This window comes from Nonomuraea sp. 3N208, from assembly GCF_052245935.1.
Taxonomy (GTDB): Bacteria; Actinomycetota; Actinomycetes; order Streptosporangiales; family Streptosporangiaceae; genus Nonomuraea.
Genome location: NZ_JBQQBR010000001.1, coordinates 456,715 through 482,255 on the forward strand (window position 1 = coordinate 456,715; position 25,541 = coordinate 482,255).

21 protein-coding genes are annotated in these 25,541 nt (G+C 70.5%); 10 read left to right on the forward strand and 11 right to left on the reverse strand.

Features of this window, described 5'->3' with window-relative positions; translation table 11 throughout:
• Window positions 1–17 precede the first annotated feature (17 nt).
• Window positions 18–926, forward strand: a complete 909-nt coding sequence (locus ACTWPT_RS02175; protein ID WP_443175494.1) for a serine hydrolase — start codon at window positions 18–20, stop codon at window positions 924–926.
• Window positions 927–973: 47 nt separating this feature from the next.
• Here the strand turns inward: ACTWPT_RS02175 and ACTWPT_RS02180 are convergent, their stop codons facing one another.
• From ACTWPT_RS02180 to ACTWPT_RS02215, 8 genes are all read right to left on the reverse strand, one after another.
• Window positions 974–2,479: a DHA2 family efflux MFS transporter permease subunit gene (locus ACTWPT_RS02180; protein WP_443175495.1), complete on the reverse strand. Its 1,506-nt coding sequence runs from the start codon at window positions 2,477–2,479 to the stop codon at window positions 974–976.
• Between the two features lie 35 nt (window positions 2,480–2,514).
• Window positions 2,515–5,334, reverse strand: coding sequence for a BTAD domain-containing putative transcriptional regulator (locus ACTWPT_RS02185; RefSeq protein ID WP_443175496.1), 2,820 nt, complete (start codon window positions 5,332–5,334; stop codon window positions 2,515–2,517).
• Window positions 5,335–5,341: 7 nt separating this feature from the next.
• On the reverse strand, window positions 5,342–6,118 hold the full coding sequence (locus tag ACTWPT_RS02190) for an isocitrate lyase/PEP mutase family protein (protein WP_443175497.1): 777 nt from the start codon (window positions 6,116–6,118) through the stop codon (window positions 5,342–5,344).
• Between the two features lie 35 nt (window positions 6,119–6,153).
• On the reverse strand, window positions 6,154–6,894 hold the full coding sequence (locus ACTWPT_RS02195) for a cytochrome P450 (RefSeq protein WP_443175498.1): 741 nt from the start codon (window positions 6,892–6,894) through the stop codon (window positions 6,154–6,156).
• Between the two features lie 57 nt (window positions 6,895–6,951).
• The gene (locus ACTWPT_RS02200; RefSeq protein ID WP_443175499.1) at window positions 6,952–7,632 is read right to left on the reverse strand and encodes a DUF998 domain-containing protein; all 681 of its coding nucleotides are present in this window, start codon (window positions 7,630–7,632) and stop codon (window positions 6,952–6,954) included.
• The gene (locus ACTWPT_RS02205) at window positions 7,629–8,840 is read right to left on the reverse strand and encodes a glycosyltransferase (RefSeq protein ID WP_443175500.1); all 1,212 of its coding nucleotides are present in this window, start codon (window positions 8,838–8,840) and stop codon (window positions 7,629–7,631) included. Before ACTWPT_RS02205 ends, ACTWPT_RS02200 begins: the two co-directional genes overlap by 4 nt.
• Before the next feature lie 90 nt (window positions 8,841–8,930).
• Window positions 8,931–9,743: a DMT family transporter gene (locus ACTWPT_RS02210; RefSeq protein WP_443175501.1), complete on the reverse strand. Its 813-nt coding sequence runs from the start codon at window positions 9,741–9,743 to the stop codon at window positions 8,931–8,933.
• A 36-nt stretch (window positions 9,744–9,779) separates the two neighbouring features.
• Window positions 9,780–10,397, reverse strand: coding sequence for a DedA family protein (locus tag ACTWPT_RS02215; protein WP_443175502.1), 618 nt, complete (start codon window positions 10,395–10,397; stop codon window positions 9,780–9,782).
• A 581-nt stretch (window positions 10,398–10,978) separates the two neighbouring features.
• Here ACTWPT_RS02215 and ACTWPT_RS02220 point away from each other — a divergent pair.
• Both ACTWPT_RS02220 and ACTWPT_RS02225 read left to right on the forward strand, forming a co-directional pair.
• Window positions 10,979–12,187, forward strand: coding sequence for a sensor histidine kinase (locus ACTWPT_RS02220; protein ID WP_443175503.1), 1,209 nt, complete (start codon window positions 10,979–10,981; stop codon window positions 12,185–12,187).
• Entirely contained in the window at window positions 12,180–13,136 is a 957-nt protein-coding gene (locus ACTWPT_RS02225) for a hypothetical protein (protein ID WP_443175504.1), read from the forward strand. The genes ACTWPT_RS02220 and ACTWPT_RS02225 overlap by 8 nt, the downstream gene beginning before the upstream one ends.
• Here the strand turns inward: ACTWPT_RS02225 and ACTWPT_RS02230 are convergent.
• The 3 genes from ACTWPT_RS02230 to ACTWPT_RS02240 all read right to left on the reverse strand — a co-directional run bounded on the left by ACTWPT_RS02230 (window position 13,044) and on the right by ACTWPT_RS02240 (window position 15,746).
• Window positions 13,044–13,685 (reverse strand): VC0807 family protein, encoded by a 642-nt coding sequence (locus ACTWPT_RS02230; protein WP_443175505.1) that lies wholly within the window; start codon window positions 13,683–13,685, stop codon window positions 13,044–13,046. The genes ACTWPT_RS02225 and ACTWPT_RS02230 overlap by 93 nt on opposite strands.
• A gap of 215 nt (window positions 13,686–13,900) precedes the next feature.
• Window positions 13,901–14,548: a leucine efflux protein LeuE gene (leuE, locus tag ACTWPT_RS02235; RefSeq protein ID WP_443175506.1), complete on the reverse strand. Its 648-nt coding sequence runs from the start codon at window positions 14,546–14,548 to the stop codon at window positions 13,901–13,903.
• A 4-nt stretch (window positions 14,549–14,552) separates the two neighbouring features.
• The gene (locus tag ACTWPT_RS02240; RefSeq protein WP_443175507.1) at window positions 14,553–15,746 is read right to left on the reverse strand and encodes a serine hydrolase domain-containing protein; all 1,194 of its coding nucleotides are present in this window, start codon (window positions 15,744–15,746) and stop codon (window positions 14,553–14,555) included.
• 152 nt (window positions 15,747–15,898) lie between these two features.
• Here ACTWPT_RS02240 and ACTWPT_RS02245 point away from each other — a divergent pair, with 152 nt between their 5' ends.
• The 7 genes from ACTWPT_RS02245 (at window position 15,899) to ACTWPT_RS02275 (ending at window position 25,502) form a co-directional block, all read left to right on the forward strand.
• Entirely contained in the window at window positions 15,899–16,132 is a 234-nt protein-coding gene (locus tag ACTWPT_RS02245) for a hypothetical protein (protein ID WP_443175508.1), read from the forward strand.
• A gap of 316 nt (window positions 16,133–16,448) precedes the next feature.
• Entirely contained in the window at window positions 16,449–17,840 is a 1,392-nt protein-coding gene (locus ACTWPT_RS02250; protein WP_443175509.1) for a selenium-binding protein SBP56-related protein, read from the forward strand.
• A 50-nt stretch (window positions 17,841–17,890) separates the two neighbouring features.
• Window positions 17,891–18,436, forward strand: coding sequence for a hypothetical protein (locus tag ACTWPT_RS02255; protein ID WP_443175538.1), 546 nt, complete (start codon window positions 17,891–17,893; stop codon window positions 18,434–18,436).
• Window positions 18,437–18,536: 100 nt separating this feature from the next.
• Window positions 18,537–19,928: a cellulase family glycosylhydrolase gene (locus ACTWPT_RS02260; RefSeq protein WP_443175510.1), complete on the forward strand. Its 1,392-nt coding sequence runs from the start codon at window positions 18,537–18,539 to the stop codon at window positions 19,926–19,928.
• A 234-nt stretch (window positions 19,929–20,162) separates the two neighbouring features.
• Window positions 20,163–21,989, forward strand: coding sequence for a M14 family zinc carboxypeptidase (locus ACTWPT_RS02265; protein WP_443175511.1), 1,827 nt, complete (start codon window positions 20,163–20,165; stop codon window positions 21,987–21,989).
• Window positions 21,990–22,248: 259 nt separating this feature from the next.
• Window positions 22,249–23,823 carry a chitinase gene (locus tag ACTWPT_RS02270; protein ID WP_443175512.1) on the forward strand — a complete coding sequence of 525 codons (1,575 nt, stop codon included), beginning with the start codon at window positions 22,249–22,251 and terminating at the stop codon, window positions 23,821–23,823.
• Complete coding sequence (locus tag ACTWPT_RS02275; protein WP_443175513.1) at window positions 23,820–25,502, forward strand: carbohydrate-binding protein; 1,683 nt, start codon at window positions 23,820–23,822, stop codon at window positions 25,500–25,502. Before ACTWPT_RS02270 ends, ACTWPT_RS02275 begins: the two co-directional genes overlap by 4 nt.
• Window positions 25,503–25,541 lie beyond the last annotated feature (39 nt).

Consider the following 25,541-nt stretch of genomic DNA (forward strand, 5'->3'; position numbering starts at 1 on the left):
AGCACGGGGGTTTGCAGATGCGTGCGAAATGGGTGGCCTGGGCCGGGGTGGCGCTGGTGACGGGGTGCGGGACCGCGCGGGCGCCGATCGTGCCTGCCGCGGTGAAGGCTCCGGTCAAGGTGGCGCGCTGTGTCCTGAGATTTCCGGATGTGCGTGCGGGCGCCGCCGCCCGCACCCGGCTCCTCCGCGACATCTCCCGCTACCTGCGCGGACGCCCGGGACGGATCGTCTACGCGGCGCACGACCTCGTCACCGGCGTCTCGCTGGGACAGGGAGCGCACGCGCACGACATGATCACCGCCAGCGGGGCCAAGGTGGACATCGTGATGGCGTTGCTGGCGGGCCGTACCGGCGGGATGGACGAGGGCGAGCGCGACCTCGCCGCCCGCATGATCACAGAGAGCGACAACGGCGCCGCGGACGCGATGTGGTCGCGGGTCGGCGGGAGCGGCGGCATGAGCGCCTTCTACAACCGGGTGGGGCTGCGGGAGACCACGCCGGGGCCGAGCCGCTTCTGGGGCGGCACCAACACCAGTCCGGCCGACCGTATCCGCCTGCTGAAGGTGCTGGTCCGGGGCGGCAAGGGGCTGGGCGCCGCCGACCGGCGGCTGGTGCTCGGGCTGATGGGCCAAGTGCTGAAGGATCAGGCGTGGGGCGTCAGCGCCGCGGCCCGGCCGGGTGACCGGGTGGCGCTGAAGAACGGGTGGACGCCGCGGCCGTTCATCCACAACACATGGGCCGTCACCAGCTACGGCCGTGTCGTGGGGCCCGGGCGGGACCTGCTGTTGTCGGTGCAGACGGATCGGCAGCCGGGGGAGGGGACGGGCATCCAGACCATCGAAGGGGTGGCCAGGATGATCGGCGCCCGCCTCGACGCCCTCGCTCCGACCACCGCTCGTCCCTGCCCGGCCAACCCCAGCGCCTGACCGCGCCACCGTCCCCGCCGGCCCAACCCCAGCGCCTGACCGCGCCGTCACGCGCGGGCCAGGACCTCCTCGGGGATCTCCTTCGGCACGCCGCGCAGCCCCACCAGCGCCAGCAACGCGACCAGGGCCAGCAGCACCCCCGTGACCAGCGCAGTAACGTGCAGCCCTTCGATGAAGGCCGTCTGCGCGGCCCGCATGAGCTGCCCGGCCTGCTCGGCAGGCAGCTCCGCCGCCGTGCTCACCGCCCCGGCGATCGACTCCCTGGCGCCCTCGCCGGGAACCCCGGCAGGCAAGTCCAGGTTGGTGCGGTAGGCGCTGTTCAGTACGGTGCCCAGGATCGCGATGCCGAGCGCCCCGCCCAGCTCGAACGCCGTCTCCGATACCGCGGCCGCCGCCCCCGCGCGCTCCCTGGGCGCGGTCGCCAGCACGTTGTCGTTGTTGACCGTGAAGGCGAACCCGATGCCGATGCCGCCGATCACCATGACGGGCAGCAACGTCAGGTAGTTCAGCTCGATGCCGAGGGTGCTGTAGTAGAGGAACGCGCCCGAGTTCATGGCCAGCCCCAGAGCGACCACGCCGTTCCTGCCGATGCGGGGGATCAGCCGGGCGGCCAGGACCCCGCCGACCGCGCCGCTGAGGCCGCCGGGCAGCTGGGCCAGCCCCGCCTGGAGCGGCGTCCAGCCGAGCACGAGCTGCAGGTACCAGGCGAACATCAACATCATGGCCGACATCGCGAAGATCGCCAGCAGGTTCGTGACAATGGACGCGGTGAACGCCCTGCGGGCGAAGAGCCGCACGTCGATCAGCGGCTCGGCCAGCCGCGTCTGCCGCCAGGCGAACAATGCCAGCAGCGCCAGCCCGCCCGCACCGGTCACCAGCACATCGGCGTGCTCGATGCCCTTGTGCGCGGCCTCCTTGATCGCGTAGACGACCGACACCACGCCGGCGAACGACAGGACGACGCTGACCAGGTCCAGCCGGCCCGCCTCCGGGTTGAGGGACTCCGGCAGCACCAGGACGCCGCCCACGAGCACCAGCAGCATGATCGGCACGTTGATCAGGAACACCGAGCCCCACCAGAAGTGGTCGAGCAGCAGCCCGCCGACCACCGGGCCGACGGCGAAGCCCGCGGCGCTCATGCCGCTCCAGATCCCGACGGCCGTGGTGCGCTCGCCGGGCTCGGTGAACACGTTCCTGATGATCGACAGGGTGGACGGCATGATCGTGGCGCCGGCCACGCCGAGCAGCGCTCTGGCCGCGATCAGGAGCTCGGCGTTGGGCGCGTACGCGGTCACGGCCGAGGCCACGCCGAACGCGACCGCGCCGATCAGCAGCAGGCGCTTGCGGCCGATGCGGTCGCCGAGGTTGCCCATGGTGACGAGCAGACCGGCGAGCGCGAAACCGTAGATGTCGCCGATCCAGAGCAGCTGCGTGGAGCTCGCGCCGAGGTCGGTCACCAGCCTGGGCAGGGCCAGATGCAGGACGGTGATGTCGAGCGAGAGCAGGAGGGTTGCCAGGCATGCGATCGCCAGGCAGGACCATTTGTTCCTCATGGCACCCACTGTCCGGCGGGCGCCTGACCGCCCGCCTACCGTTCGCTGACCATCCTGCTGACCTCGGTCAGCGCGGCGTCGATGCGGACGCGGGTGTCCGCGGCGCTGTACCAGCCCTCCGGGCACTCCTCGCGAGCCTGGGTCAGCACGGTACGCGCCTCCTCCAGGTCCCCGCGGCCCAGCGCCACCTCGCCCAGGCCGAGATGCGCCCACGCGGCGGTCTCCATGGAGCCGTTCCTGCGCGACAGGTCGGCGGCGACGGCGTAGTCGGTCCGCGCTCCGTCCGGGTCGCCCAGGCACTGCAGGGCGTCGCCGCGCCGGCAGAGGGCCTCGGCGATCTCGCTCTTGGCGCCCAGCTCGCGTGCCATCGTCAGCGACTCGTCGGCCAGCGCGTACGCCGTCGGGTAGTCGTGTTGCTCCTGGTACAGGGAGCCGAGCCCGGACAACACCAGCACGATGCCCCAGCGGTCGCCGATGGCCTTGAACGCGGCCAGGCCGCGCTGGAAGTGGTCCAGGGTCTCCTCCACCCGGCCGAGCGATTGCAGCACGAACGCCGTACCGGCGTAGGACAGCGCCTCCGGCCAGGGCGGGAGCACGGTGCGGGTGCGGACGATCGTCTCGTAGGCCGTGCTGAAGTCGTCGGGCGGCCCCGTGTACATCGACAGCAGCATCATGAGGAACTCCACCCGCTTCGGCAGATAGTTCCATTGCAGCAGTCCTCTGGCCGCCTCTATCAGGTCGCGCAGCTCCTCGCTGATCCCGCCATGCCAGTGGGTGACGAGCAGGCACATGACGTATTCCTCGTCCATGCCCTCGGGAGGGGCGGAGTCGAGCTTGGCAAGCAGCGCGGCGGCCAGGTGGGCGCTGGTGGCGCGGTCGCCGCGCAAATACCAGTAGCAGGCGGCGTGCGCCAGCAGCCGCAGCGCCGTCTCCACCCGTCCCGACTCGGTGGCCCAGCGCAGCGCGGCGTTGAGGTCGTCGCTCTCCTCGTCCAGTCTGGCCAGCCACTCCATCTGGGCGTGGGTACGCAGCCGCGCGTCGGCGGCCAGGACGAGGTCCAGGTAGTACGCGGTGTGCGCGTCGCGCATCGTTTCCACTTCGCCGGACTCGGCCAGCCGTTCCGCGCAGTAGGCCCGGATCGTCTCCAGCATGCGGTAACGCCCGCCGACGACCTCCACCAGCGACTTCTCCGCCAGCGAGAACAGCACGTCCTCCGGCAGCCCGCACACCCGCTCGGCCGCCTCCGGCCGCGCGCCGCCCACGAACACGCTCAGCCGCCTGGCCAGCCGCTGCTCGCTCTCGTCCAGCAGGTCCCAGCTCCAGGCCACGACCGCGCGCAGCGTCTGGTGGCGCGGCAGCGCCGTACGGCTGCCCCGCGCCAGCAGCCGGAACCGGTCGTCCAACCGCGCCGCCACCTCCGCCACCGGCAGCGTACGCAGCCGCGCCGCGGCCAGCTCGATGGCCAGCGGCAGCCCGTCGAGCGCCCGGCAGATGCGCACCACCTGCGCGGCGTTGTCCGCGTGCACGGCGAAGCCCGGCTGGACGGCGGCGGCCCGGTCGGCGAACAGCCGGACGGCCGGGTAGTCCAGCGGGTCGTCCACATCGGGCGGCGGCAGCCGCAGCGGCGCCAGGGGCAGGATGGACTCGCCCGTGATGCCGAGCGCCTCCCGCCCGGTCGCCAGCACCCGCAGCCCGGGGCAGGAGGCGAGCAGCAGGTCGGTCAGCTCCGCGGTGGCCGCGATGAGGTGCTCGCAGTTGTCCAGCACGAGCAGCAGCTTGCGGTCGGCCAGCGCGGTGACCAGCCGGGTGACCGGGTCCATGGCGGGGCGGTCGGTCGTGTGCAGCAGGGGGTCGCGGACGTCGAGTGCGGCCAGCACGGCCATGGGCACGTCCGCGTCGTCGGACACCGGCGCGAGCGGCACGAAGCAGACGTCGCCGGGCTCCTGCTCGGCCGCTTCGATCGCGAGTCTGGTCTTGCCGGCGCCACCCGGGCCGATCAAGGTGACGAGCCGGCCGATCTTTAACCTCTCGCCGACGTGCGCCAGCTCCTCGGCGCGGCCGACGAAGCTGGTGAGCTGGGCGCGCAGCCCCTGCCGCTGGGCGGCCGTCCTGGCCGCGGGGGCGCCGAGCGCCGGATCGGCCCGGAGCACGGCCAGGTGTGCGGCGGCCAGCTCCGCCCCCGGCTCGACGCCCAGCTCCTCGTCCAGGATCTTCCTGGCCTCGTCGTAGACGGTCAGCGCCTCGGCCTGCCGGCCGCTGCCGTACAGGGCGCGCATGAGCTGGGCCCGCAGCCGCTCGCGCAGCGGGTGGGCGGCGATGAGCTGGCTCAGCTCGGCGACCAGCTCCCGGTGCCTGCCCAGGTCGAGATCGGCCTGCACCCGGTCTTCCGTGGCGGCAAGCCGCAGCTCCTCCAGCGCGGTCGCGGCGGCCTCGGCGTAGGGGGCGTCGGCCAGCGGAGCGCCCCGCCACAATTCCAGCGCTTCGCGCAGCAGCGCCGCCGCGCGTGCCGGGTCGCCGCCCTCCAGCGCCTGCCTGCCCGCCTGCGCGAGCTGCTCGAACCGCCGCGCGTCCACGTCCTGCGGGTCGGCGACCAGCCGGTATCCGGCCGGGTGGAACTCCACCAGGTCCTTGCCCAGCGCCCGGCGCAGCCTGGACACCTGCGACTGCAGCGCGTTGGCCACGCCCTCGGGGGGACGGGCGCCGTACATGCCGTCCACGAGCTGCTCCGCGCCGACGATGCGTCCGGCATGCAGGGCGAGCAGCGTGAGCAGAGCACGTACCCGGGGCCCGCCGAGTGCGACGGGCTCCCCGTCCTCGCCCAGCACGGCGGTGGGCCCGAGGATCTGGAAGCGCATGCGTCGATTATCGCGGCTGGGGCAAGAACGCGGTCACTTCCGCGTATGTCGGCATCTGAGGTGCGGGCTCGCCGCGGATGCCCAGCACCGTCGCCAGCGCTCCCTGGAGGGCCGCACGGTACAGCAGAGACCCGGTGCTCACCCGGGCCACACCGGCCTCGGCGAGCTGGGCCAGGGTGGGACCACCCGGCTGGTAGAGCACATTGAGCGGCAGGGGCGTGTCCGCCGCCACCTCCGCGATCGCTGCGAGGTCGCTCAGCCCCGGCACGAAGATCCCGTCGGCGTGGCCGTACGCCCGGACCCGCTCGCGGGTGTCGCCGGTCCGCAGCCAGCACGTGTCGGTACGGGCGTTGACGAACACGCCGTGCCCCTTGGCCGCTTCGATGATGCGCTGGTGCAGGTCGATCGGGCGCAGCGTGCCGTCGGGGCGGCCGTCCTCCAGGTTGACGCCGGCCACGCCGAGCGCGGCCAGGCTCGCCACCAGGTCGGACACCTCGGCCGGGTCGTCGCTGAAGCCGCCTTCGATGTCCACGGTGACCAGGACGCCGAGGTCCTTGATCGACTCCGCCAGCTCGATCGTCTCGGCCCTGGTGGCGCCGGCCGCGTCCGGCTTGCCGTACACGGCGGACACGCCGAGGCTGGTCGTGCCGATCGCCGGGAACCCTTGCGCGGCCAGGACGGCGGCCGAGCCGTAGTCCCATGCGTTGGGCAGCAGCAGCGGGTGGCCGGGGCGGTGCAGGTCACGGAACCTCGCAGGCCCTCCTTCGTCGGGCCTGCGAGCCAACCTGCTGTGTCTATTGGTTCGCTCCCTTCGGTCGCTCACAGCAGTCCCTCCAGGACGCCGGCGGCCAGGGCGAGCGCGTGGTCGGGGGCGGGGCAGGGGCGGATGCCGTAGCCGAACGTCAGGTGCGGGGTCCGGCCGCGTGACGGGTCGAACCGGTCGGGGTCGGCGAACACGCCGGGGTCGCGGTTGGCGGCCACCAGGTCGATCGTCACCTCGTCGCCGGTGCGGGTGTCGAGCCTGCGGCTGGCCTTGAGCGGCGGGTCGTGCCTGAGCGTCTCGTGCAGCAGTGCCTCGACGTCGACGCTGGTGGCGGCGTGCTTGAGCGTGTTCTCGATGAGTCCCTCCGTGGCGGCGTATGCCTGCAGCAGCAGCGTAACGGTCGGCAGGTCGGCCTGGTCGAGCAGCGTGGCTACGGCGGCGTCGGCCTCCGGGCTTCCCTCGCCCGACAGGTAGCCGCTCGCCGCGACCGGGACGGCGGCGGTGTCCTTGACGCCGAGCGCGGCCCCGAGCACCTCCGTGGGCACGCGCCGCCACTCGCCGCCCCGCTCCAGGGTCATGGCCCTGGCGGCGGATCGGAGCTCGGCGGGGTCCAGCGAGGCCAGCCGTTCGACGACCGCGCGGCGCCGCCGGTCGTGCGGGTCGCCGGTGCTGAAGCGCGACACGTGCGCCCGCAGCCAGGCGAGCGTCCCCTCCCGGCCGTCCTGGGGTACGGGAGGCGGCACGTATCTGGGGTCGTCGAGGACCGTCCGGGCTTCGGCATGGCGGGTGATGAGCATGGAACCCACGCTAGAAGGCGGTTCTTTCGGCGGGGGTCGAAGTGTGCTCGCCCGCGGTCAGGCGGCGAGACGCTCCTCCTCCGGCCCGGTGGTCTCGGAGGCGGGCTTCGCGGGCGCGGTCTGGTTCGTCATCGCCGGCCGTTCGGCGGCGGCCGCCAGCGCCATCACCATGATGAGCACCATCTCGGCCAGCACCACGGCGCGTTCGAGCGGCCCGTAGTACGCCACGCCGTTGATCAGCGGTGAGGTGATGGTGGCAGGGTGCGCCGCCAGATACGCCGCCAGCGTCAGGGCGGAGGTCATGCTCATGGCCCGGACCGCGTTCCAGCGGGGCGCCGCCGCCCGGCCCCTCGCCAGGGTCCAGCCGGCGACGGGCAGCGAGGTGAACACCACCGCCGCCGACCAGCGGTGGATCTCGCCGGAGAGCGAGCCGACCTGGGACGTGCCGGGGTCCGTGGGGAAGATGGCGCTCATCATCAGCCCCGCGGCCCCGGCCAGCAGCAGCACCCGGGTGGCCGCCGTTCGCACCGGGTCGGAGGCCGCCAGCCCGTACGCGAGACACAGGCACGCCCCCGCCAGCGCCAGCATCCCGATCAGCACCGGCACGAGCCCGCCGGAGACGAGCGCGTAGTCGCTGAGCAGCGGCTGAGCAGGCAGGACGACCTGTGCGTACGCCAACGCGCACGCCGACACCACCGTGCCGAGTAAGGTGACCCAGACGCTCTGCCGTGGGGTCATCGCGCCACCTCGTCGTAGATCTTCTCGAACCGGGCCAGCGACGACTGGTCGTCGTGGGAGAGCGCCAGCTCCCTGCTGGCCTTGCCGAGTCTGGCCCGCAGATCGTCGTCGGCCAGGATGCCGGTCAGGTGCTTGGCCAGCCCGATCACGTCGCCCGGCTGGAACAGGTACCCGTTGCCGTCCACCAGGTGCGGCAGCGCCATCGCGTCCGCGGCCACCACGGGCAGGCCCGTGGCCATGGCCTCCAGCGTGGCGATGCTCTGCAGCTCGGCGATGCCCGGCATGGCGAACACATCGGCCGCCGCGTACGCCTGCGGCATGCTCTCGTCGGGCACGAAGCCGAGGAAGAACACCCGCTCGGCCACCCCGATGCGCTTGGCCAGCCTCTCCAGCTCGCCGCGCTGGTTGCCCTTGCCGACGAGCGCCACCTGGGCGTCGGTCTCGTTGAGCACGAGGGGCAGCGCGCGTACCAGCTCGTCGATGCGCTTCTCCTCGTCCAGCCGGCCGGCGAACAGGATCGTGTGCCGGTCGGGCAGGTCGAACAGCTTGCGCGCCCAAGCCTTGGGCTCGGCGTGCGGGTGGAACCTGTCCAGGTCGATCCCGCAGGACACCGGCTCGACGGCACGCGCGAACCCCTGATCGGCCAGGAGCTTGGCGGCCAGCGGGGTGGGCGTGGTGATGTGATCGGCCCGGTTGAAGATCCGGTTGAAGTCCCGCCAGGCCAGCCGGCCCGCCTTCACCCGCAGCCGATCCGGGATGTGCACGAACTGGAAGAGGTTGTCGGGCATGAAGTGGTTGGTGGCCACGACCGGCACGCCGGCGCGGCGGGCGGCGGCGATCGCGGCCCGGCCGACCACGAAGTGACCCTGGGTGTGCAGCACGTCGGGCTTGACGTCGGCGATCAGCCGGTCGAGCCGGGTCGGCACGGTGAACCGCATGGTGGGGTGTACCGGGATCGGGGCCGACCGCAGCCGGTGCACGACCACGCCGTCCACCACGTCGGCACTGGCCGGGCCGACCTCGGACTGGCAGACCACGTGCACTTCGTTGCCGCGCGCCGCCAGGCCCGTGGCCAGGCGGTGGGTGAAGTACGCGGCGCCGTTCACGTCGGGCGGATAGGTGTCGGTCGAGATCAGCACGCGGCGGGGGCGTTCGGGCGCGGGGGCGAGCTCGGTCCGGTCGGTAACGCTGTGTAGGGGCATGGCCATGACGGTGACTCCAAATTCACACGAGAACCCGGCTGGGGGAGGGCCGGAAGACGAACGGGTCCGAAAGAAACGAAGCGGGCGAGCATGAGATCAGGCGAGCTCGTTGCGGGCCTCCAAGGGGCTGGTCCGGGCCAGGGCGACGGTGCCCGCGGCGGTGAGCGCGGCCGCTGCGATCGGCGCGATCCCGGTCGGCAGCGGCTCGCCGAGCAGCAGCGCCCCGAACGCCACCGCGGTCAGCGGGTCGGCGATCTGCAGCGAGGCGAAGGAGACGCCGAAGTGCCCCACGGCGTAGGCCCGCTGCAGCATCACCAGCGCCAGCAGCGCGGGCACCGGCAACGCCAGCAGGTACCACCAGTTCCACGTGCCGTCCACGAGTACCCGCACGAGCGTGGCCGTGGCGCCGTACAGCACGCCTGAGCTGGTCGCCAGCAGCGCCGCCCGGCCGGCGGGCGAGACCGCCTGGGAGCCCGCCCACAGCAGCACCGCCGCGACGCCGGCCACCCCCAGCAGCGTGAGCACGCCGTTCGGGTCGAGGTGGGTGGGCCCCTCCGACTCGGGGACCATCAGCACCAAGAGGATCAGCCCGCCCGCCACCACCGCCGCCGCGCCCAGCTCCTGGCGGGAGGGCTTGCGCCCGTGCAGGGTGGCGGCGATGGGGAGGGCGAACAGCAGGCTGGCCACGCCCATTGGCTGGACGATGGTCAGCGGGCCGAGTCCGAGCGCGACGATGTGCAGGCCGCCACCCGCCAGGATGGACGCGCCGCCGATCAACCAGCGCGGCTTCCGCAGCAGGGCGAGCAGCCCCGGCGTGGCCGACCCGGCGGCCTCGAACTGCTGCAGGGCGGCTCCGAGCGCGAAGAACAGCGAACCGACCAAGGCGATCGCCGCGGCCAGCACAGTCATCAGCACTCCTTTCAGACGGATGGTTGCCAGGTTGTGTCAAACGGACGTGTCTGCTGGAAGTCGTTCTGGAGAAGCTTGGATGGCGCGTCGCTTCTTGAGCCATCTCACGAGCTCCACGGCCCCGGTGATGGACACCGCGATGCCCAGGCCGAGCAGCAGGCCCTTGATCGGGTCGTTCTCGAACGCCATCCCGCCAAAGAATCCGATCAGGCCGGAGTACACGGCCCACGAGCTCGCCGCGATCGCGTCGAAGAACGTGAACGAGCGCAGCGGGTGGCGCACCGCGCCCATGGTCAGCGTGGTCGCGGTCCGCCCGCCGGGGATGTACCTGGCCACGACCAGGACGAGCCCGCCCCGCTCCGCCAGCGCGTTCCCGGCCCAGACGAACGCCTTCTTGTTCCGGAGCCTGCCTCCGGACTTGTTGCCGATCAGATAGGAGATGTGGTCACCCGCGAACGCGCCAAGTGCCGCGACCACGATCACCAGGGCCAGGTTCGTCTCCCCGGACGCGGCGAAGACCGCCGCCGTGATCACTGATGTCTCGGCCGGCACGATGGGGAAGAACCCGTCGAGCAGGGCCAGGGCGAACAGCGCCAGGTATAACCAAGGTGACGACATGACCTGCTGGACCAGGTCGAGGACGGCATGCGACATGAGCGTGTACTCCGATCTTTAGGGCACTCACACAGCGTCTCTGTGCGCGACGGTCCGGCACATCGGGGATGCCCCGGGTCGAACGCGGACCCTTCCCCTATACGGGTCAGGGCCGCTACCCCTTGAAGGTAGAAACTCCGCAGGTCATGGCACATCGGACGATCGGCAGGCACCACCCCCGACTTTGGTCGGGGTCAGGGACGCGACCTCCGGGTGACACCATCGATCCAACCCGTTCGGGCAGCCGGACGCAGGAGTGGAGGTAGGCGCTTTCGGGGTGGGGCTAGCCATACCTGGACGGTGTCTTCCACCCCACCCTGCTCATGGCCTCACTCCGTGAGGCGGCGTTCGTTCGCCGTATGCCGCCGCCGCTCCTCCAGGCGACGGCACTCCCTCGCGGGTTCATGGCCTCACTCCGTTCGGTGGCTCGGTCGCCATATGCCGCCGCCTTCCCCCGCTCTGGTCGCTTCGCTCCCGCCGCTCCTCCAGGCGACGGCACTCCCTCGCCTGACTTTCGTCAGGGTGGCCTCCTGCCTTTGGAGGAGGGACCGCACCACGCGGCGGGGGATAGCGTCGGTGCCGTGAAGCGTCTGCGCCCGCTGCGGCGGGAGAGCCGCCGCCAGGTGGTCTACGATTTGCTGCTCTGGGTCGTCCTCGGCATCTTCATCGCCGCCATGGGGCCCGACCCGTTCGCGGATCCGGCCGCGTTCGGCACGGTGACCGCGCCCCGGCTCGCGCTTGCCGCGGTGGCGGTGCTGGTCGGGCGGCGCTGGCCGCTGGCCGCTTTGGTGCTGCTGCTGCCACTCGGGCCGTGGCGGTTCAGCGAGGGGTTCGCCACCGCGGACCTGAGCTGGTTGATACCCAGGCGCCAGGTGAAGATCCTCCCACTGCTGCCCACCTCGCCGTTCATCGTGTGGTACGCCTACCTCACGGGCCGGCGGCTGATCAGGACCTGGCCGGCGCTGGCGGCGTTCGGCCTGATCACGGCGGTCGGCGTGGGCGTGGTGCTGGCCATGGGCGGCGATCTGGCCCTGTGGGTGTCCATGGTCACCGGCTTGATCGGCACCTATCTCGTGCCGTACCTGCTGGGGCTGCTGCGACGCCGGTTGTTGCAGCAGCGGCAGCAGGCCAGGCTGTCCGCCGAGGCGCAGGCCCGGCTGCGGGAGCGGGCCAGGATCGCCAGAGACATGCACGATTCGCTCGGCCACGATCTGGCCCTGATCGCGGTCCGGGCCGCCGGGCTGGAGCTGGCTCCCGGGCTCGATCCCGCGCAGGCCATGGCGGCCGGGGAGCTGAGGGTGGCGGCGGCGGACGCCACGGAGCGGCTGCGCCAGATCATCGGGCTGCTGCGCGAGGACTCCGACGCGCCGCCGCTGTCGCCCGTCGACGAGGACGTGGCCGAGCTGGTGCGGCGGGCCAAGGATTCGGGCATGGCGATCACCCTCGACCTGGACCGGGGGCCGGTGCCTGGCCTGGCGCGCGCCGTGGTCCAGGAAGGGCTCACCAACGCCGCCAAGCACGCGCCCGGGGCCGTCGTGCGGGTCACGGTCGCACCCCACCGCGTGAGCGTGCGTAACGGGCCGCCCAGCTCTCGGCCCAGCGCGCGGCCCGGTGGCCTGGGGCTGGCGGGGCTGCGCGAACGCGTACGCCTGGTGGGCGGCACGCTGACCGCCGGGCCCGCTGCGGGCGGCTTCGAGCTGACCGTCGAGCTCCCCCGTACGGGGGAGGAGGATCCCCGCCGCTCGGGAGGGGACCGGATGCGTGGCCCGCGAAGCTCGGAGCATGAATGAACGGAGAGCGGGGATAGGGCGCAGCGCTGCCGCGATCATCGCGATCGCCGCCATGCTGCCGTATCTGACGTTGAAGGTCCTCTGGCTGACCGGTAGTTCGGTCGGGGTCGCCGACCCGACGCTGATGAGCGACCCGGCCATGGTCGGGCTCAACGCGATGACGTTCGGCATGGACGCCGTGGGGCTCGTGCTGGCGCTGGCGTTCACCATGCGGTGGGGGCTGCGGCTGCCTGCCTGGCTCGTGCTGCTGCCGCTGTGGGTCGGCACCGGCCTGCTGTCGGTTGTGGTCGTCACGGCGCCGCTGGTCGTGGTGGCGGCCGGCCTCGAGGCGTTCAGCGGGGGCCCGATCCAGCCGTGGGTCTACCTGATGGTCTACGGCGGGTTCATCGGCCAGGGGGTCGGGCTCATGACGGCCTTCACCCTGTACGCGCGTGACCGCTGGCGGGCGGCGTTCACCCCCCGCCACGTCGTCGCGGGCCCGACCAGGCCGTTCCAGGAGGTCGTCGCCTGGGGATCGTTGCTGGTGGCCACGGTGGTCGGCGGGACCCGGCTGGTATGGGCCTTCGGCGCGGAGCCCGTGCAGGCCCTTCAGAACGGAGTCAAAGGCCTGCTCGCGATCGCCGGCGCCGCCGCGCTCCTGCTCCTCGTGAGGCGGCACGGACCCGGCCCGCTCGTGGTGGCCTGGCTCGGCTCCGGCACCCTGTTCGGCTGGGGGCTCTACGCCATGATCATCAGATCGGTGGGCGGGCCGCTCAGCGGCGGGACGGCAGGGGGCGCCGCGGACCTGGTCGAGCTGTTCGGCCTGCTGACCGGGCTCGTGATGGGAATGTGCGGAGCGTTCCTGCTGGCCGAGCGGTCAGGCGTGGGCCACGTGCAGCCGATGCAGCACCCGCTTGAAGGCGAAGATCGAGAAAGCGATCGCGCAGCCGCTGATCACGGCCACCGCTGAGGTCCGAAGGATCATGAACGCGCCCAGCGACCCGGCCAGCGACTCGTAGACGGCCAGGGCGATGCTCAACGTCGAGTTCATCAGCAGCACGAACGCCCACAACAGCGTGATCCTGGCGAAGAACCTGCGGATCCGCTCGTGCTTGAGCACCGCCGACGGCAGGTGGATGTAGTCGAGCGTGAGCTTCTGCACGAGCGGCTTGTTCAGCCGCACCGAGGCGAGGAAGGCCATGCTGATGCAGATCGTGCCCATCTCCGGCTGGATGAAGAACCACATCCAGGTGCCCGTCCAGAACGACACGAGAGCCCGGATCGTGATCGCGAACGACGCCAGCCACATCGTCGCGGGCACCTTGACCCGTCTGACCAGCCGCCACGCCACACCTAGGTAGACCCAGGCGACGGTCGCGACGAGCGCCCACTTGAATCCGAGGACGACCATGGCCAGGTAGAAAACCGCCAGCGGCGCCACGACCCCTTCGAGCAGCCTGGGGGCCGCCTGCCGGGCGAGCGCGGTGAGGCGAGGGAGGGTGACGGGCGGATGGTTCAAGGCTGCTCCGCAGATAGGCCGATGATCAGCGACTACCCGGGCTTCGAGGGACCAGGCTATCCAGATGGACCGCACGCACTAACTGATGCGGCGACCCCTGCGTCCCCGGGAAGCACGCCGGTGGCCTACCGTACCCGAGCCGCGAAGGTGCGACCGCCGCTTTGTACACGTTCCATCTGTTCCTTACGAAATCAGCAGGGCCTTGAACCACGCTTTCATCCGAGTGAAGTGGTGGCCAACTTCGCGCCGAACCCCACGAAAACGGCGCCGACGCACGAGGTCAGACCGGCGCTGAGCCGTCTGCGCCGGCGGAACTGGCCGGCCAGGAACGTTCCGCCGAAGATCAGGGACGTCAGATAGAGAAAGCTGAAGAACTGGATCACCGTGCCGAGGATCAGGAACGACAGCGCCGGCGTTTCGTACGCCGGGTCCACGAACTGGACGAAGAACGAGACGAAGAACAGGATCGCCTTCGGGTTCAGCACGCTGATCACGAGGGCCTTGCGGAACGGGCGCGGCTGGTGCTCCAGCCGTGCCGGAGCCTCCTCGGCCGCCACGGCCCGCCGCGACCGCCAGGCGCCCCTGATCATCTGGAAGCCGATCCAGGCCAGGTAACCGGCGCCCGCGTACTTGACGATCGTGAACAGCGCCGGGTTCGAGCGCAGCAAGGACGCGGCGCCGGCGGCGGCCAGGACCATCAGCACCGTGTCACCGGCGAAGACGCCTGCCGCGGCCCGGTAGCCCTGCCGTACGCCGTGCTGGGCGGCGAAGCTGAGGACGTACAGGGAGTTCGGGCCGGGCAGGAGAATGATCAGCACAGCGCCGATCACGTAGGCCCAGAAGTCGGTAATGCCGAAGAACATGTAGCTATATGTACCAAAGACCGTCATTGACTTGCCGGTAGCCCAGCGCCCGGTAGGTCGCGTCCACCATGGCCTGGCCGCGCGGATTGATCCCGAGACCCGCGCCCTGCTTGTTCATGGTGTAGCCGAAGGCCAGCCGGGCCGGCGGATCGCAGAACCCGACGGATCCGCCCATCCCCGCGTGCCCGAACGCGGTCGCCGACAGCAGCGCGCCCTCGCTGTCGGACCCCGGCAGGTATCGATTGTCCGCGGCCTTCATGAACCCCAGCGAGAAGCGCGTCGGCACGGCCAGCACCGCGTCCGTGCCGGCCGACTCGGTCAGTGCCATGATCTGGACCTGCTCGCGGCTGACGAGCTCGCCCCCGCCGAGCGACAGCGGCCGGTACAGGACCGCCAGGTTTCGCGCGTTCGTGATCCCGCCGACGGCCCCCTGCTCGCCCGCGTGCGCCGCCCGGCTGTCCGACTCCCCGGGCGCCATGTAGCCGCCTTCGTTGGCCAGCAGCAGCGCCGCCACCGATGTGGGATCGGTGAACGCCCTGACGTAGAACGTGGGCGGCACCTCCGGAGGGTCGGCGGGGATCGTCGGCGCGACCCTGCCTTCCTGCTCCTCGGGCAGCCCGAGCCAGAACTCCAGCCCGAGCGGCTCGGCCACTTCCTCGCGGAAGAACGTGCCGAGCGAGCGTCCGCTCACCCGCCGGACGACCTCGCCGACGAGATAGCCGAACGTCAGCGCTTGGTACCCGTGTGCGGTGCCCGGCGCCCAGAACGGCTCCTCCTCCGCGAGCCGGTCGGCCATCAGCTTCCAGTCGTAGAACGCGCCCGGTGGCAGCGGCTCCCGGAACGCGGGCAGTCCCGCCCGGTGGGCGAGCAGGTGACGGACGAGCGTCGATTCCTTGCCCTTGGCGCCGTACTCGGGCCAGTAGCGCACGACCGGCGCGTTCAGGTCGAGCTCGCCGCGGCCGGCCAGGATGTGGGCGCACAGGGCGGTCGCGCCCTTGGTGCACGACCAGACGTGCCCGATGGTGTCGCGCTGCCAGGGGACGCCGGGCGCCGCCTGGCCGCCCCACAGGTCGACGACGACCTCGCCGCCCACGATCACGCACACCGACGCGCCGACCTCGCCGCGGGTGGCGAGGTTGGCCTCGAACTCCTCCGCGACCTGGGAGAACCTTGGATCACAGGTGCCTTGCACGCTCATTGCCCGAATGCATCACGAAAGGGGACGCCTGTAAACCGGGTCGGATGAGGCGGCTCAACAATCCTTATGGCTGGTGTCCGCGTATCGCTCACACGTTCTAGCGGGGAGGATCGAGACTGTAGTCTTAAGGTCACTCAGCGTAAAGTTAAGTGGTGCTGGCTGGCCAAGCGGCCAGGCGCGGGCAGGGGGATGGTGGTGTCCGCCTGGACAAGCTCCGGCAGGCCGACGAGACGTACGGCAAGGGCCGGGGACCGCTGGTGGCCCAGGTCAACGGGCTGGTCACGGAGTGTCCGGTGGGCGAGGGGATGCCCACCGGCAGCTCTATACCTATTGACCGTGTCGGGAATCGGTCTATATCTGGAGAGGTCACTCCCTCCCCGGTCTGACGGCCGGGCCTGCCCCCGCCACAACGGGTAGGGGCCGGAGTAACCAGACTCAGCCACCACCGATGGGGAGGTGACCTTGGTGGCAAGCGGAGAAGCCGGTCCTGAGACCGCACCCCGCGTGTTCGTCCTGGCATCGGACGGCACCTTCGCCGGCTCCAGCGAGCCGACGGCTACGCCTACATGATCAAGAAGGAAGAATACCCGTGCGCACCCTGACGGCGGTTGGCCTGGCGGTGAATCGTCTGTCCCTGTCCCGCTACGCGGGAGTCCGTTTCCTCTCCGGCCTGAAGGCCGGATCATCCACGGAGAAGGTCCGATGACGCTCTGGACTCCGGATCCCACGTTCTACCCATCGCCGCGTGACGCGGCCGATGCCCCGCCCGAGAAGCTGGCGTACGTCGCCGCCTTCGACCGTGCCGCCCAACGCCCGGACGCGCTGGCCGTCATCGACACCGATCCAGGCTCGTCCGGCTACGGCACGGTCGCGGGCTGGACTGATCTGCCGAACACCGGCGACGAGCTGCACCACTTCGGCTGGAACGCGTGCAGCAGCGCCCTGTGCCCCAACGCGCCGCACCCGCACGTCGAACGCCGCTACCTCGTCGTCCCCGGTCTGCGGTCCTCGCGCATCCACATCTACGACACCAAGGACCGGGTCAGCCCGGAGCTGGTCAAGGTCGTCGAACCGGAGACCCTGGCCCGCCGCGCCGGCTATTCGCGCCCGCACACCGTGCACTGCGGCCCCGAAGGCCTGTATGTGTCGGCGCTCGGCGGCGCGGACGGCCAGGACGGGCCGGGCGGCATCGCGGTGCTCGACCACACCTCGTTCGAGGTCGCCGGGCAGTGGGAGCTGGAGCGGGGGCCGCAGTATCTGGCCTACGACTTCTGGTGGCACATCAACCACGACGTGCTGGTGTCCTCGGAGTGGGGGACACCGTCCATGATCGAGGACGGGCTGGTCGGGGAGCTGCTGCTCGGCCGGAAATACGGCCATAAGCTGCACTTCTGGGACCTTCGCAAACGTACCCACGTCCAGGAGGTCGACCTCGGGGACCAGCACCAGATGCCGCTGGAGCTGCGCCCCGCCCACGACCCGACCCGCCTGTACGGCTTCGTCGGCGTGGTCGTCAGCGTCGAGGACCTGTCGGCTTCCGTGTGGCTCTGGTTCCACGAGGACGGCCGCTGGCAGGTGCGCAAGGTGATCTCCATTCCCGCCGAACCGGCCGACGCGGCCGACCTGCCGCCGCTTCTGCAGCCGTTCGGCGCGGTGCCTCCGCTGGTGACGGACATCGCGCTGTCGGTGGACGACCAGCGGCTCTACGTCTCGTGCTGGGGCATCGGCGAGATCAAGCAGTACGACGTGTCGGACCCGTACCAGCCGGTGGAACTGGGCTCGCTGCGGATCGGCGGCATCGTCGGGCAGGTCCCGCACCCGGCCGAACCGGGGCTCCCGCTGCGCGGCGGCCCGCAGATGGTCGAGGTCAGCCGCGACGGCCGCCGCGTCTACCTCACCAACTCCCTGTACGGCGCCTGGGACGACCAGTTCTACCCGGATGGCGTGGGCGCCTGGATGGCCAAGATCGACACCGACGGGTTCGCCTTCGACACTCGATTCTTCCCGCACGGTGAGGACTTCCGCGGCCTGCGCCCCCACCAGGTGCGCCTCCAGGGCGGGGACGCCTCCTCCGACTCCTACTGCTACCCGTGACCGTCACGACGGTGCTGCTGCTCGGGGCCTTCCACGGCCTGAACCCGGCCATGGGCTGGCTCTTCGCCGTGGCCCGCGGCCTGCAGGAACGCAGCAGGGACCGGCTGCTGCAATCGATCCCGGCGATCGCGCTGGGGCATCTGGGCTCGGTGGCCCTCGTGGCGCTCGTGGTGGCGGCCACCGGGTCCCTGGTCACCGGCGCCGTCCTGTCGATCGGCGGCGGAGCGGCGCTGGTGGCCTTCGGCCTGTGGCGGTTGTTGTCCGCCCGGCACTTCCGGTGGGTGGGCATGCGGCTGTCGTTGTGGCAGCTGACCGGGTGGTCGTTCCTGATGTCATCGGCGCACGGCGCCGGGCTGATGTTGCTGCCCGTGCTCACCGGACTGCACGTCGAGGGCCACGCGGGCCACGCCGTGTCGGGGGGACTGGGGGTTGCGGCCCTGCACACGCTGGCCATGTTCCTGGTGGCCGGAGTGGTCGCCGTGGTCGTCTACGAGATCGCCGGGCTGACCGTGCTCCGCCGCGCCTGGTTCAACGTGGACCGCATGTGGGCGGTGGCCCTGGTGGCGGCGGGCGTCTTCACGATCGTTCAGGCCTGACCGGCCGAGTCAGTTTTTGGGCCTTGTGCCTGACAGGCGATGCATCTACGCTCCCCTTGATCGTTAGTAAAGTTTCCTAATGAATTGGGAGAGCTCGTCCATGCATCGATCCCTGCGGCTCGCCACGCTGGCCGCGCTCGTCTTCGCCTCCTTACACGCGGCCCCCGCGCGGGCGGCTACCACGTACGAGGCCGAGAACGCCACGATCTCCCAGGGCGCGGTCGAGTCCAACCACGCCGGGTACAGCGGCACCGGCTTCGTCAACTACGCCAACGCCACCGGCTCGTACGTCGAATTCACCGTCGACGCCGCCACCGCCGGCACCGCCACCCTCACCTTCAGGTACGCCAACGGCACCACGACGAACCGCCCGATGGCCATCGCCGTGAACGGCGCCACGACCAACCGCGACTTCCCCGGCACCGGCGCCTGGGCAACCTGGCAGGAGACGTCGCTCACCACGACGCTGAACGCCGGCGCCAACACCGTGCGCGCGACCGCCACCACCGCGAACGGCGGCCCGAACCTCGACCGCCTGGTGCTCGGCACGCCGTCGACCGGCGGCACGCCGGTGCAGGCCAACGGGCAGCTCCGGGTGTGCGGCGTCAAGCTCTGCAACGAGCACGGCAAGCAGATCCAGCTCCGCGGCATGAGCTCGCACGGCCTGCAGTGGTACTACCAGTGCCTCAACACCGCCTCGCTGGACGCTCTGGCCGGCGACTGGAAGGCCGACGTCCTGCGGATCTCCATGTACATCCAGGAAGACGGCTACGAGACCAACCCCCGCCTGTTCACCGACCGGGTGCACAACCTGATCGAGCAGGCCACCGCCCGCGGCATGTACGCCATCATCGACTGGCACATGCTCACTCCCGGCGACCCCAACTACAACCTGTCGCGAGCCAGGACGTTCTTCACCGAGATCGCCCAACGGCACAACGGCAAGAACAACCTCCTCTACGAGATCGCCAACGAGCCCAACGGCGTCTCCTGGTCCACCATCAGGAACTACGCCCACCAGCTCATCCCCGTGATCAGGCAGTACGACGCCGACACCCCCATCCTCATCGGTACCCGCGCCTGGTCGTCCCTGGGCGTCTCCGACGGCGCCACCGAGACCGAGGTGATCAACAACCCGGTCAACGCCACCAACATCATGTACACCTTCCACTTCTACGCCGCCTCCCACGGCACCGAATACCTCAACGCGCTGTCCAGGGCGGCCGACCGGATCCCGATGTTCGTCACCGAATTCGGCACCCAGACCGCCTCCGGCGACGGGTCGAACAACTTCACCCGGGCGCAGCAGTACCTGGACCTGATGGCGCAGAAGAAGATCAGCTGGGTGAACTGGAACTTCTCGGACGACTTCCGCTCCGGTGCCGTCTTCACCGAGGGCACCTGCCCGAGCGGTCCCTTCGCCGGCACCTCACGGCTCAAGCCGGCCGGCGTCTGGGTCCGCGACCGCATCCGCACCGCTGACGACTTCTGACCTCCTCGCGGCCGGCCAGGGCCCCACCGACCTGGCCGGCCGCGCCTCTTCGCACGCCCACACCGGCTGGCCGCGCGGAAGGCTGAACGCTCCGGGCCGGGTCCCGCATCCGGCAGCGTCCTGTCGTAGATCCGGACGTCCGGAAAATTGGGTCTTTCCGAGGGCTGCTCGCGTCTTCACTCTCAGTTCAGGCGCCGGTCAACATCCGAGTCCCGAGCGTCTGAGGAGGACGTGGTGAAACGCCGATTAGTCATCCTGCTGGCAGCCCTCAGCCTGATCATCCTCACCGGCATGACAGGAGCGGGCGCCTCCGCCGAGCCGCCACCGAACAAGCAGTATCGGGTGCAGGGCCCGGCCAGTGCGCAGCAACGCAGCGCCGTCGCCGCCACCGGCGCGGCCATCGAGGAGGTGACCGCGGACTCGGTCCTGGTCACGGCCACGGAAGCCGAGGTCGCCGCCATCAAGCGGCTCGGCTACCGGGTTGCGGAGGTCCCGCGCCCGACACCCCCGTCCGCCGACGCGTTTGACTTCCCGCCGGCGGACTCCGCCTACCACAACTACGCGGAAATGACCGCGAACATCAACGCCCTGGTCGCGGCCCACCCGAACATCGTCAGCCAGACGACGTACGGCACGTCGTACGAGGGCAGGGCACTGCGGCTCATCAAGATCAGCGACAACGTGGGCGCCGACGAGGCCGAGCCCGAGGTGCTCTTCACCGCGCACCAGCACGCCCGCGAGCACCTGACGGTCGAGATGGCGCTGTACATCATGCACCTGCTCGCCGACAACTACGGCAGCGACGCCAGGATCACGAACCTGGTCAACTCCAGGGAAATCTGGATCATGCCCGACATGAACCCGGACGGCGGCGAGTACGACATCGCCACCGGCACCTATCGCTCCTGGCGCAAGAACCGCCAGCCCAATTCCGGCTCGTCGGCCGTCGGCACCGACATGAACCGCAACTGGGCCTACAACTGGGGCTGCTGCGGCGGCTCCTCCGGCTCGACGTCGAGCGAGACCTACCGCGGCGCGAGCGCGGAGTCGGCGCCTGAGGTCAGGGCGGCGGCCAACTGGGTACGCAGCCGCGTCGTCGGCGGCACCCAGCAGATCAAGGCGCACATCGACTGGCACACCTACAGCGAGTTGATCCTGTGGCCCTACGGCTACACCTTCAACGACATCGCGCCCGGTCTGACCCAGGACGACCGGGACGCGCACGCGACGCTCGGCCAGAACATGGCCTCCACCAACGGCTACACGCCCGAGCAGGCCAGCGACCTCTACATCACCGACGGCACCATCGACGACTGGATGTGGGGCGTCTACAAGATCTTCAGCTTCACGTTCGAGATGTACCCGACCGGCTCCAGCCCCGGCTTCTATCCACCTGACGAGCAGATCGTCCCGCAGACCACCCGCAACAGGGAGGCCGTGCTGCGCTTCCTCGAATACTCCGACTGCGTCTACCGGATCATCGGCAAGGAATCCCAGTACTGCGGCACCGGCAACCCGCCGGTGACCGTCTACTCCGACACCTTCGAGACCGCGACCGGCTGGACCGCCAACCCGAACGGCGCCGACACCGCGACGCTTGGCCAGTGGGAGCGCGGCGACCCCGAGGCCACCACGTCCTCGGGCGCCAAGCAGCTCGGCACGACGGTCAGCGGCACGAACGACCTGGTGACCGGCAGGCTGGCCGGCGCCTCGGCCGGCGCGTATGACATCGACGGCGGGGTCACCTCGATCCAGTCACCGCCGATCACGCTCCCCTCGACGGGCGCGCTCAACCTGTCCCTGTCGTGGTATCTGGCACACGGCTCCAACTCCTCCAGCGCCGACTACGTCAGGGTGCGCGTCGTGGGCAACACCACGACCACCGTGCTGAACCAGGCCGGCGCGGCCACCAACCGCAACGGCTCCTGGGCCACGGCCACCGCGAGCCTGAACGCCTTCGCGGGCCAGACGGTCCGCATCCTCATCGACGCCGCCGACGCCTCGGGCGCCTCCCTGGTCGAGGCCGGTGTCGACAACGTCCTGATCACGCAGCAACCGTAAACCGCGCCGCGCTCCGCCGTACGAGACCCCGGTCTTGTACGGCGGAGCCGTGTTTTTTGGGTCTTGTAAGGACGGAGTGTCAAAGCTACGATCGCGACAACTCTTAGGAAACTTTCCTATAAGTAATCTTGAATCGGACAGAACCTTACAACCTCAGCAAAGCCCTGACCCTGGGCCTCTGCCCGTGCCGTACGGCTCGCGCTCTCACCCCCCGACGCGAGCCGTGCGGCACGTCACCCCCCCAAAGGAAGAAAGCCCCGTGAAACACCGCGCGATCCTCCTGGCGGTCGCGACGTTGGCCCTGAGCCTCGTCGCCCCGCCCGCCCTGGCGGCCTCGGCCACAGCGACCTTCGTCAAGGTCTCCGACTGGGGCTCCGGCTTCGAAGGCAAGGTCACCGTCACCAACGGCACCACTACCGCCATGAACGGCTGGAACGTGCAGTTCGACGTCCCGGCCGGTTTCACGATCCCGTCCGCGTGGGACGCGGTCATGACCCGCAACGGCCAGCACTACACGTTCACCAACCCGAGCTGGGCGCCGACGCTGGCCGCCGGCGCCAGCGTGAGCTTCGGCTTCAACGGCAGCCCGGGCAACTTCCCCGGCGTCACCGGATGCACGCTGAACGGGGGCTCCTGTGACGGCGGCGGGGGCCAGCAGCCCGGGGTCCCCGGCAAGCCGGGCGCCGCCTCCGCAACCAGCACCAGCAGCTCCATCACGCTCACCTGGGGAGCGTCGTCGGGCACGGTGACCGGCTACCGCGTCTACGAGGGCTCCACCCAGCGGGCCCAGGTCACCGGCACCAGCGCGACGATCTCCGGCCTCGCCGCGTGCACGACCCACACCTACACCGTCAAGGCGTACAACGCCCAGGGCGAGTCGGCCGCCGGTGACCCCGTCACCGCCACCACCGCCGGGTGCACGGGCGGCGGCGGGACGCTGCCCAAGCACTTCCTCACCGGTTACTGGCACAACTTCGTCAACGCCGCGGCCGAGCTCAAGCTCTCGGCCGTGCCGAATGAGTACGATCTGGTCGCGATCGCGTTCGGCGAGGCCACGGCCACCGCCGGCGAGGTCGTCTTCGCGGTCGACCCGGGCCTGGCCACGGCGGTCGGCGGCTACACCGACGCCCAGTTCAAGGCCGACGTGCAGACCCTGCACCAGCGGGGCAAGAAGGTCATCCTGTCCGTCGGCGGCGAGGCCGGGCGGGTGCAGGTCGCGAGCGCCGCAGCGGCCACCAGGTTCGCCGACTCGGTGTACGCGCTCATGCAGAGCTACGGCTTCGACGGCGTGGACATCGACCTGGAGAACGGGCTCAACGCCACGTACATGGCCCAGGCGCTCAGGGAACTGCGCGCCAAGGCCGGCGCGAACCTGATCATCACGATGGCCCCGCAGACCATCGACATGCAGTCGACCGGGATGGAGTACTTCAAGCTCGCCCTGTCGATCAAGGACATCCTCACCGTCGTCCACACGCAGTTCTACAACTCCGGCTCCATGCTCGGCTGTGACCAGTCCTTCGCGTACGCGCAGGGGACCGTGAACTTCATGACCGCGCTGGCCTGCATCCAGCTCGAGAACGGCCTGCGCCCCGACCAGGTGGCGCTGGGTCTGCCGGCCGGTCCGGGCGCCGCGGGCGGCGGCGTCGTGTCGCCCTCCCTCGTCAACCAGGCACTCGACTGCCTGGCCAAGCGGACCAGCTGCGGGACCTTCGTGCCACCGCGCGCCTACCCGGACATCAGGGGCGCGATGACCTGGTCCATCAACTGGGACGCCAGCAACAACTGGTCGTTCTCCAAGACTGTCAAGCCGCACCTCCAGGGGATGCCATGAGATTTCGCAGCAAGCTGACCGCGTTACTGGCCGGCACGGCCCTCGCCCTGACCGGCGCCGGGCTCGTCACCAGCGCGCCCGCGGCCCACGGCGCGGTGCAGCAGATGGCCGCCGCGTGGGCCCCGTGGACCTCGTACGCCGTGGGCGCGGTCGTCACCTACAACGGCGTCGACTACGTCTGCCTCCAGGCCCACACCTCGCAGCCCGGCTGGGAGCCGCCGAACGTGCCCGCCCTCTGGAAGGCCTCGACCGGGGGTGGCGGCGACACCACCGCGCCGTCCGTGCCCGGCAGCCTCCGCTCGACCGGCGTCACCTCCAGCAGCGTGTCGCTGGCCTGGAACGCCTCCACCGACAATGTGGGCGTCACCGGCTACAACGTCTACCGCGGCGGCACCCTGGTCACGACGGTGACCGGCACGACCTACACCGACACGGGGCGCGCGGCCAACACCAGCTACACCTACACGGTCCGGGCCCGGGACGCGGCCGGGAACCTCTCCGGCGTCAGCAACTCCGTCACGGCCACCACGTCGGGCGGCACCGGCGCACCCGGCCAGCCGGGCGCGATCACCACGTCCGTGACCAGCTCCAGCATCTCGCTGAGCTGGGGAGCCGCCTCAGGGACGGTGACCGGGTACCGCGTGTACGAAGGCTCCACCCAGCGAGCCCAGGTCACCGGCACCAGCGCGACGATCTCCGGCCTCGGCGCGTGCACGACCCACACCTACACCGTGAAGGCGTACAACTCGGCAGGGGAGTCGGCCGGCCGCGACGCCACCGCCACCACGTCCGGGTGCAGCAATCCCACCAAGATGGCCGGCGCCCCCTACCTCTACATGGGCTGGGGCAACCCGCCCAACCCGGGCACCGTGATGGACGCGACCGGCGTCAGGTCGTTCACGATGGCCTTCATCCTGTCCAGTGGCGGCTGCACCCCGGCCTGGGACGGCAACCGGCCGCTGACCGGCGGCGCCGACCAGCAGGCGATCAACACGATCAAGTCCAAGGGCGGCAGCGTGCAGATCTCCTTCGGCGGCTGGTCGGGCAACAAGCTCGGCCCCAACTGCTCCACGCCGCAGGCGTTCGCGAGCGCGGTACAGCAGGTCATCAACGCCGTCGGCCCCGCCGTCGTGGACTTCGACATCGAGAACACCGACGAGTTCGAGAACTACACCGTGCAGGACCGCATCCTGAACGGCCTGAAGATCGTCAAGCAGAACAACCCGAACGTCAAGGTCGTCGTCACCTTCGGCACCACCAGGACCGGCCCGAATGCCCACGGCATCAGGCTGATCAACCAGTCCAAGGCGCTGGGCGTGCCGATCGACAACTACACGATCATGCCGTTCGACTTCGGCAGCTCCAACATCTACCAGGACACGGTCAACGCGTCCGAGGGCCTGAAGAACGCGCTGAAGAGCGCGTTCGGCTGGACGGACGCACAGGCGTACGCGCACATGGGCATCTCCGGCATGAACGGCCTGTCCGACCAGCAGGAGCTCACCAGCCCGGCCACGTGGACGCAGATCCGTGACTGGGCCAGGTCCAAGAGCCTGACCAGGCTCGCGTACTGGGCCGTCAACCGCGACCGCCCCTGCCCGGGCGGCGGCGTGGTGTCGAACTGCAGCGGGATCGCGCAGTCCGACTGGGAGTTCACGAGGATCACCGCCGGCTTCTGAGCCACGACCCGGCCCGCCCCCGCCGCCTCCGGGGGCGGG

Bases quoted from the DNA above. Each gene is read 5' to 3' on its own strand.
- ACTWPT_RS02175 (WP_443175494.1), top strand. From the start codon at position 18: ATGCGTGCGAAATGGGTGGCCTGGGCCGGGGTGGCGCTGGTGACGGGG.
- ACTWPT_RS02180 (WP_443175495.1), bottom strand. From the start codon at position 2,479: ATGAGGAACAAATGGTCCTGCCTGGCGATCGCATGCCTGGCAACCCTC.
- ACTWPT_RS02185 (WP_443175496.1), bottom strand. From the start codon at position 5,334: ATGCGCTTCCAGATCCTCGGGCCCACCGCCGTGCTGGGCGAGGACGGG.
- ACTWPT_RS02195 (WP_443175498.1), bottom strand. From the start codon at position 6,894: ATGCTCATCACCCGCCATGCCGAAGCCCGGACGGTCCTCGACGACCCC.
- ACTWPT_RS02200 (WP_443175499.1), bottom strand. From the start codon at position 7,632: ATGACCCCACGGCAGAGCGTCTGGGTCACCTTACTCGGCACGGTGGTG.
- ACTWPT_RS02205 (WP_443175500.1), bottom strand. From the start codon at position 8,840: ATGGCCATGCCCCTACACAGCGTTACCGACCGGACCGAGCTCGCCCCC.
- ACTWPT_RS02210 (WP_443175501.1), bottom strand. From the start codon at position 9,743: ATGACTGTGCTGGCCGCGGCGATCGCCTTGGTCGGTTCGCTGTTCTTC.
- ACTWPT_RS02215 (WP_443175502.1), bottom strand. From the start codon at position 10,397: ATGTCGCATGCCGTCCTCGACCTGGTCCAGCAGGTCATGTCGTCACCT.
- ACTWPT_RS02225 (WP_443175504.1), top strand. From the start codon at position 12,180: ATGAATGAACGGAGAGCGGGGATAGGGCGCAGCGCTGCCGCGATCATC.
- leuE (WP_443175506.1), bottom strand. From the start codon at position 14,548: ATGTTCTTCGGCATTACCGACTTCTGGGCCTACGTGATCGGCGCTGTG.
- ACTWPT_RS02240 (WP_443175507.1), bottom strand. From the start codon at position 15,746: ATGAGCGTGCAAGGCACCTGTGATCCAAGGTTCTCCCAGGTCGCGGAG.
- ACTWPT_RS02250 (WP_443175509.1), top strand. From the start codon at position 16,449: ATGACGCTCTGGACTCCGGATCCCACGTTCTACCCATCGCCGCGTGAC.
- ACTWPT_RS02255 (WP_443175538.1), top strand. From the start codon at position 17,891: ATGGGCTGGCTCTTCGCCGTGGCCCGCGGCCTGCAGGAACGCAGCAGG.
- ACTWPT_RS02260 (WP_443175510.1), top strand. From the start codon at position 18,537: ATGCATCGATCCCTGCGGCTCGCCACGCTGGCCGCGCTCGTCTTCGCC.
- ACTWPT_RS02275 (WP_443175513.1), top strand. From the start codon at position 23,820: ATGAGATTTCGCAGCAAGCTGACCGCGTTACTGGCCGGCACGGCCCTC.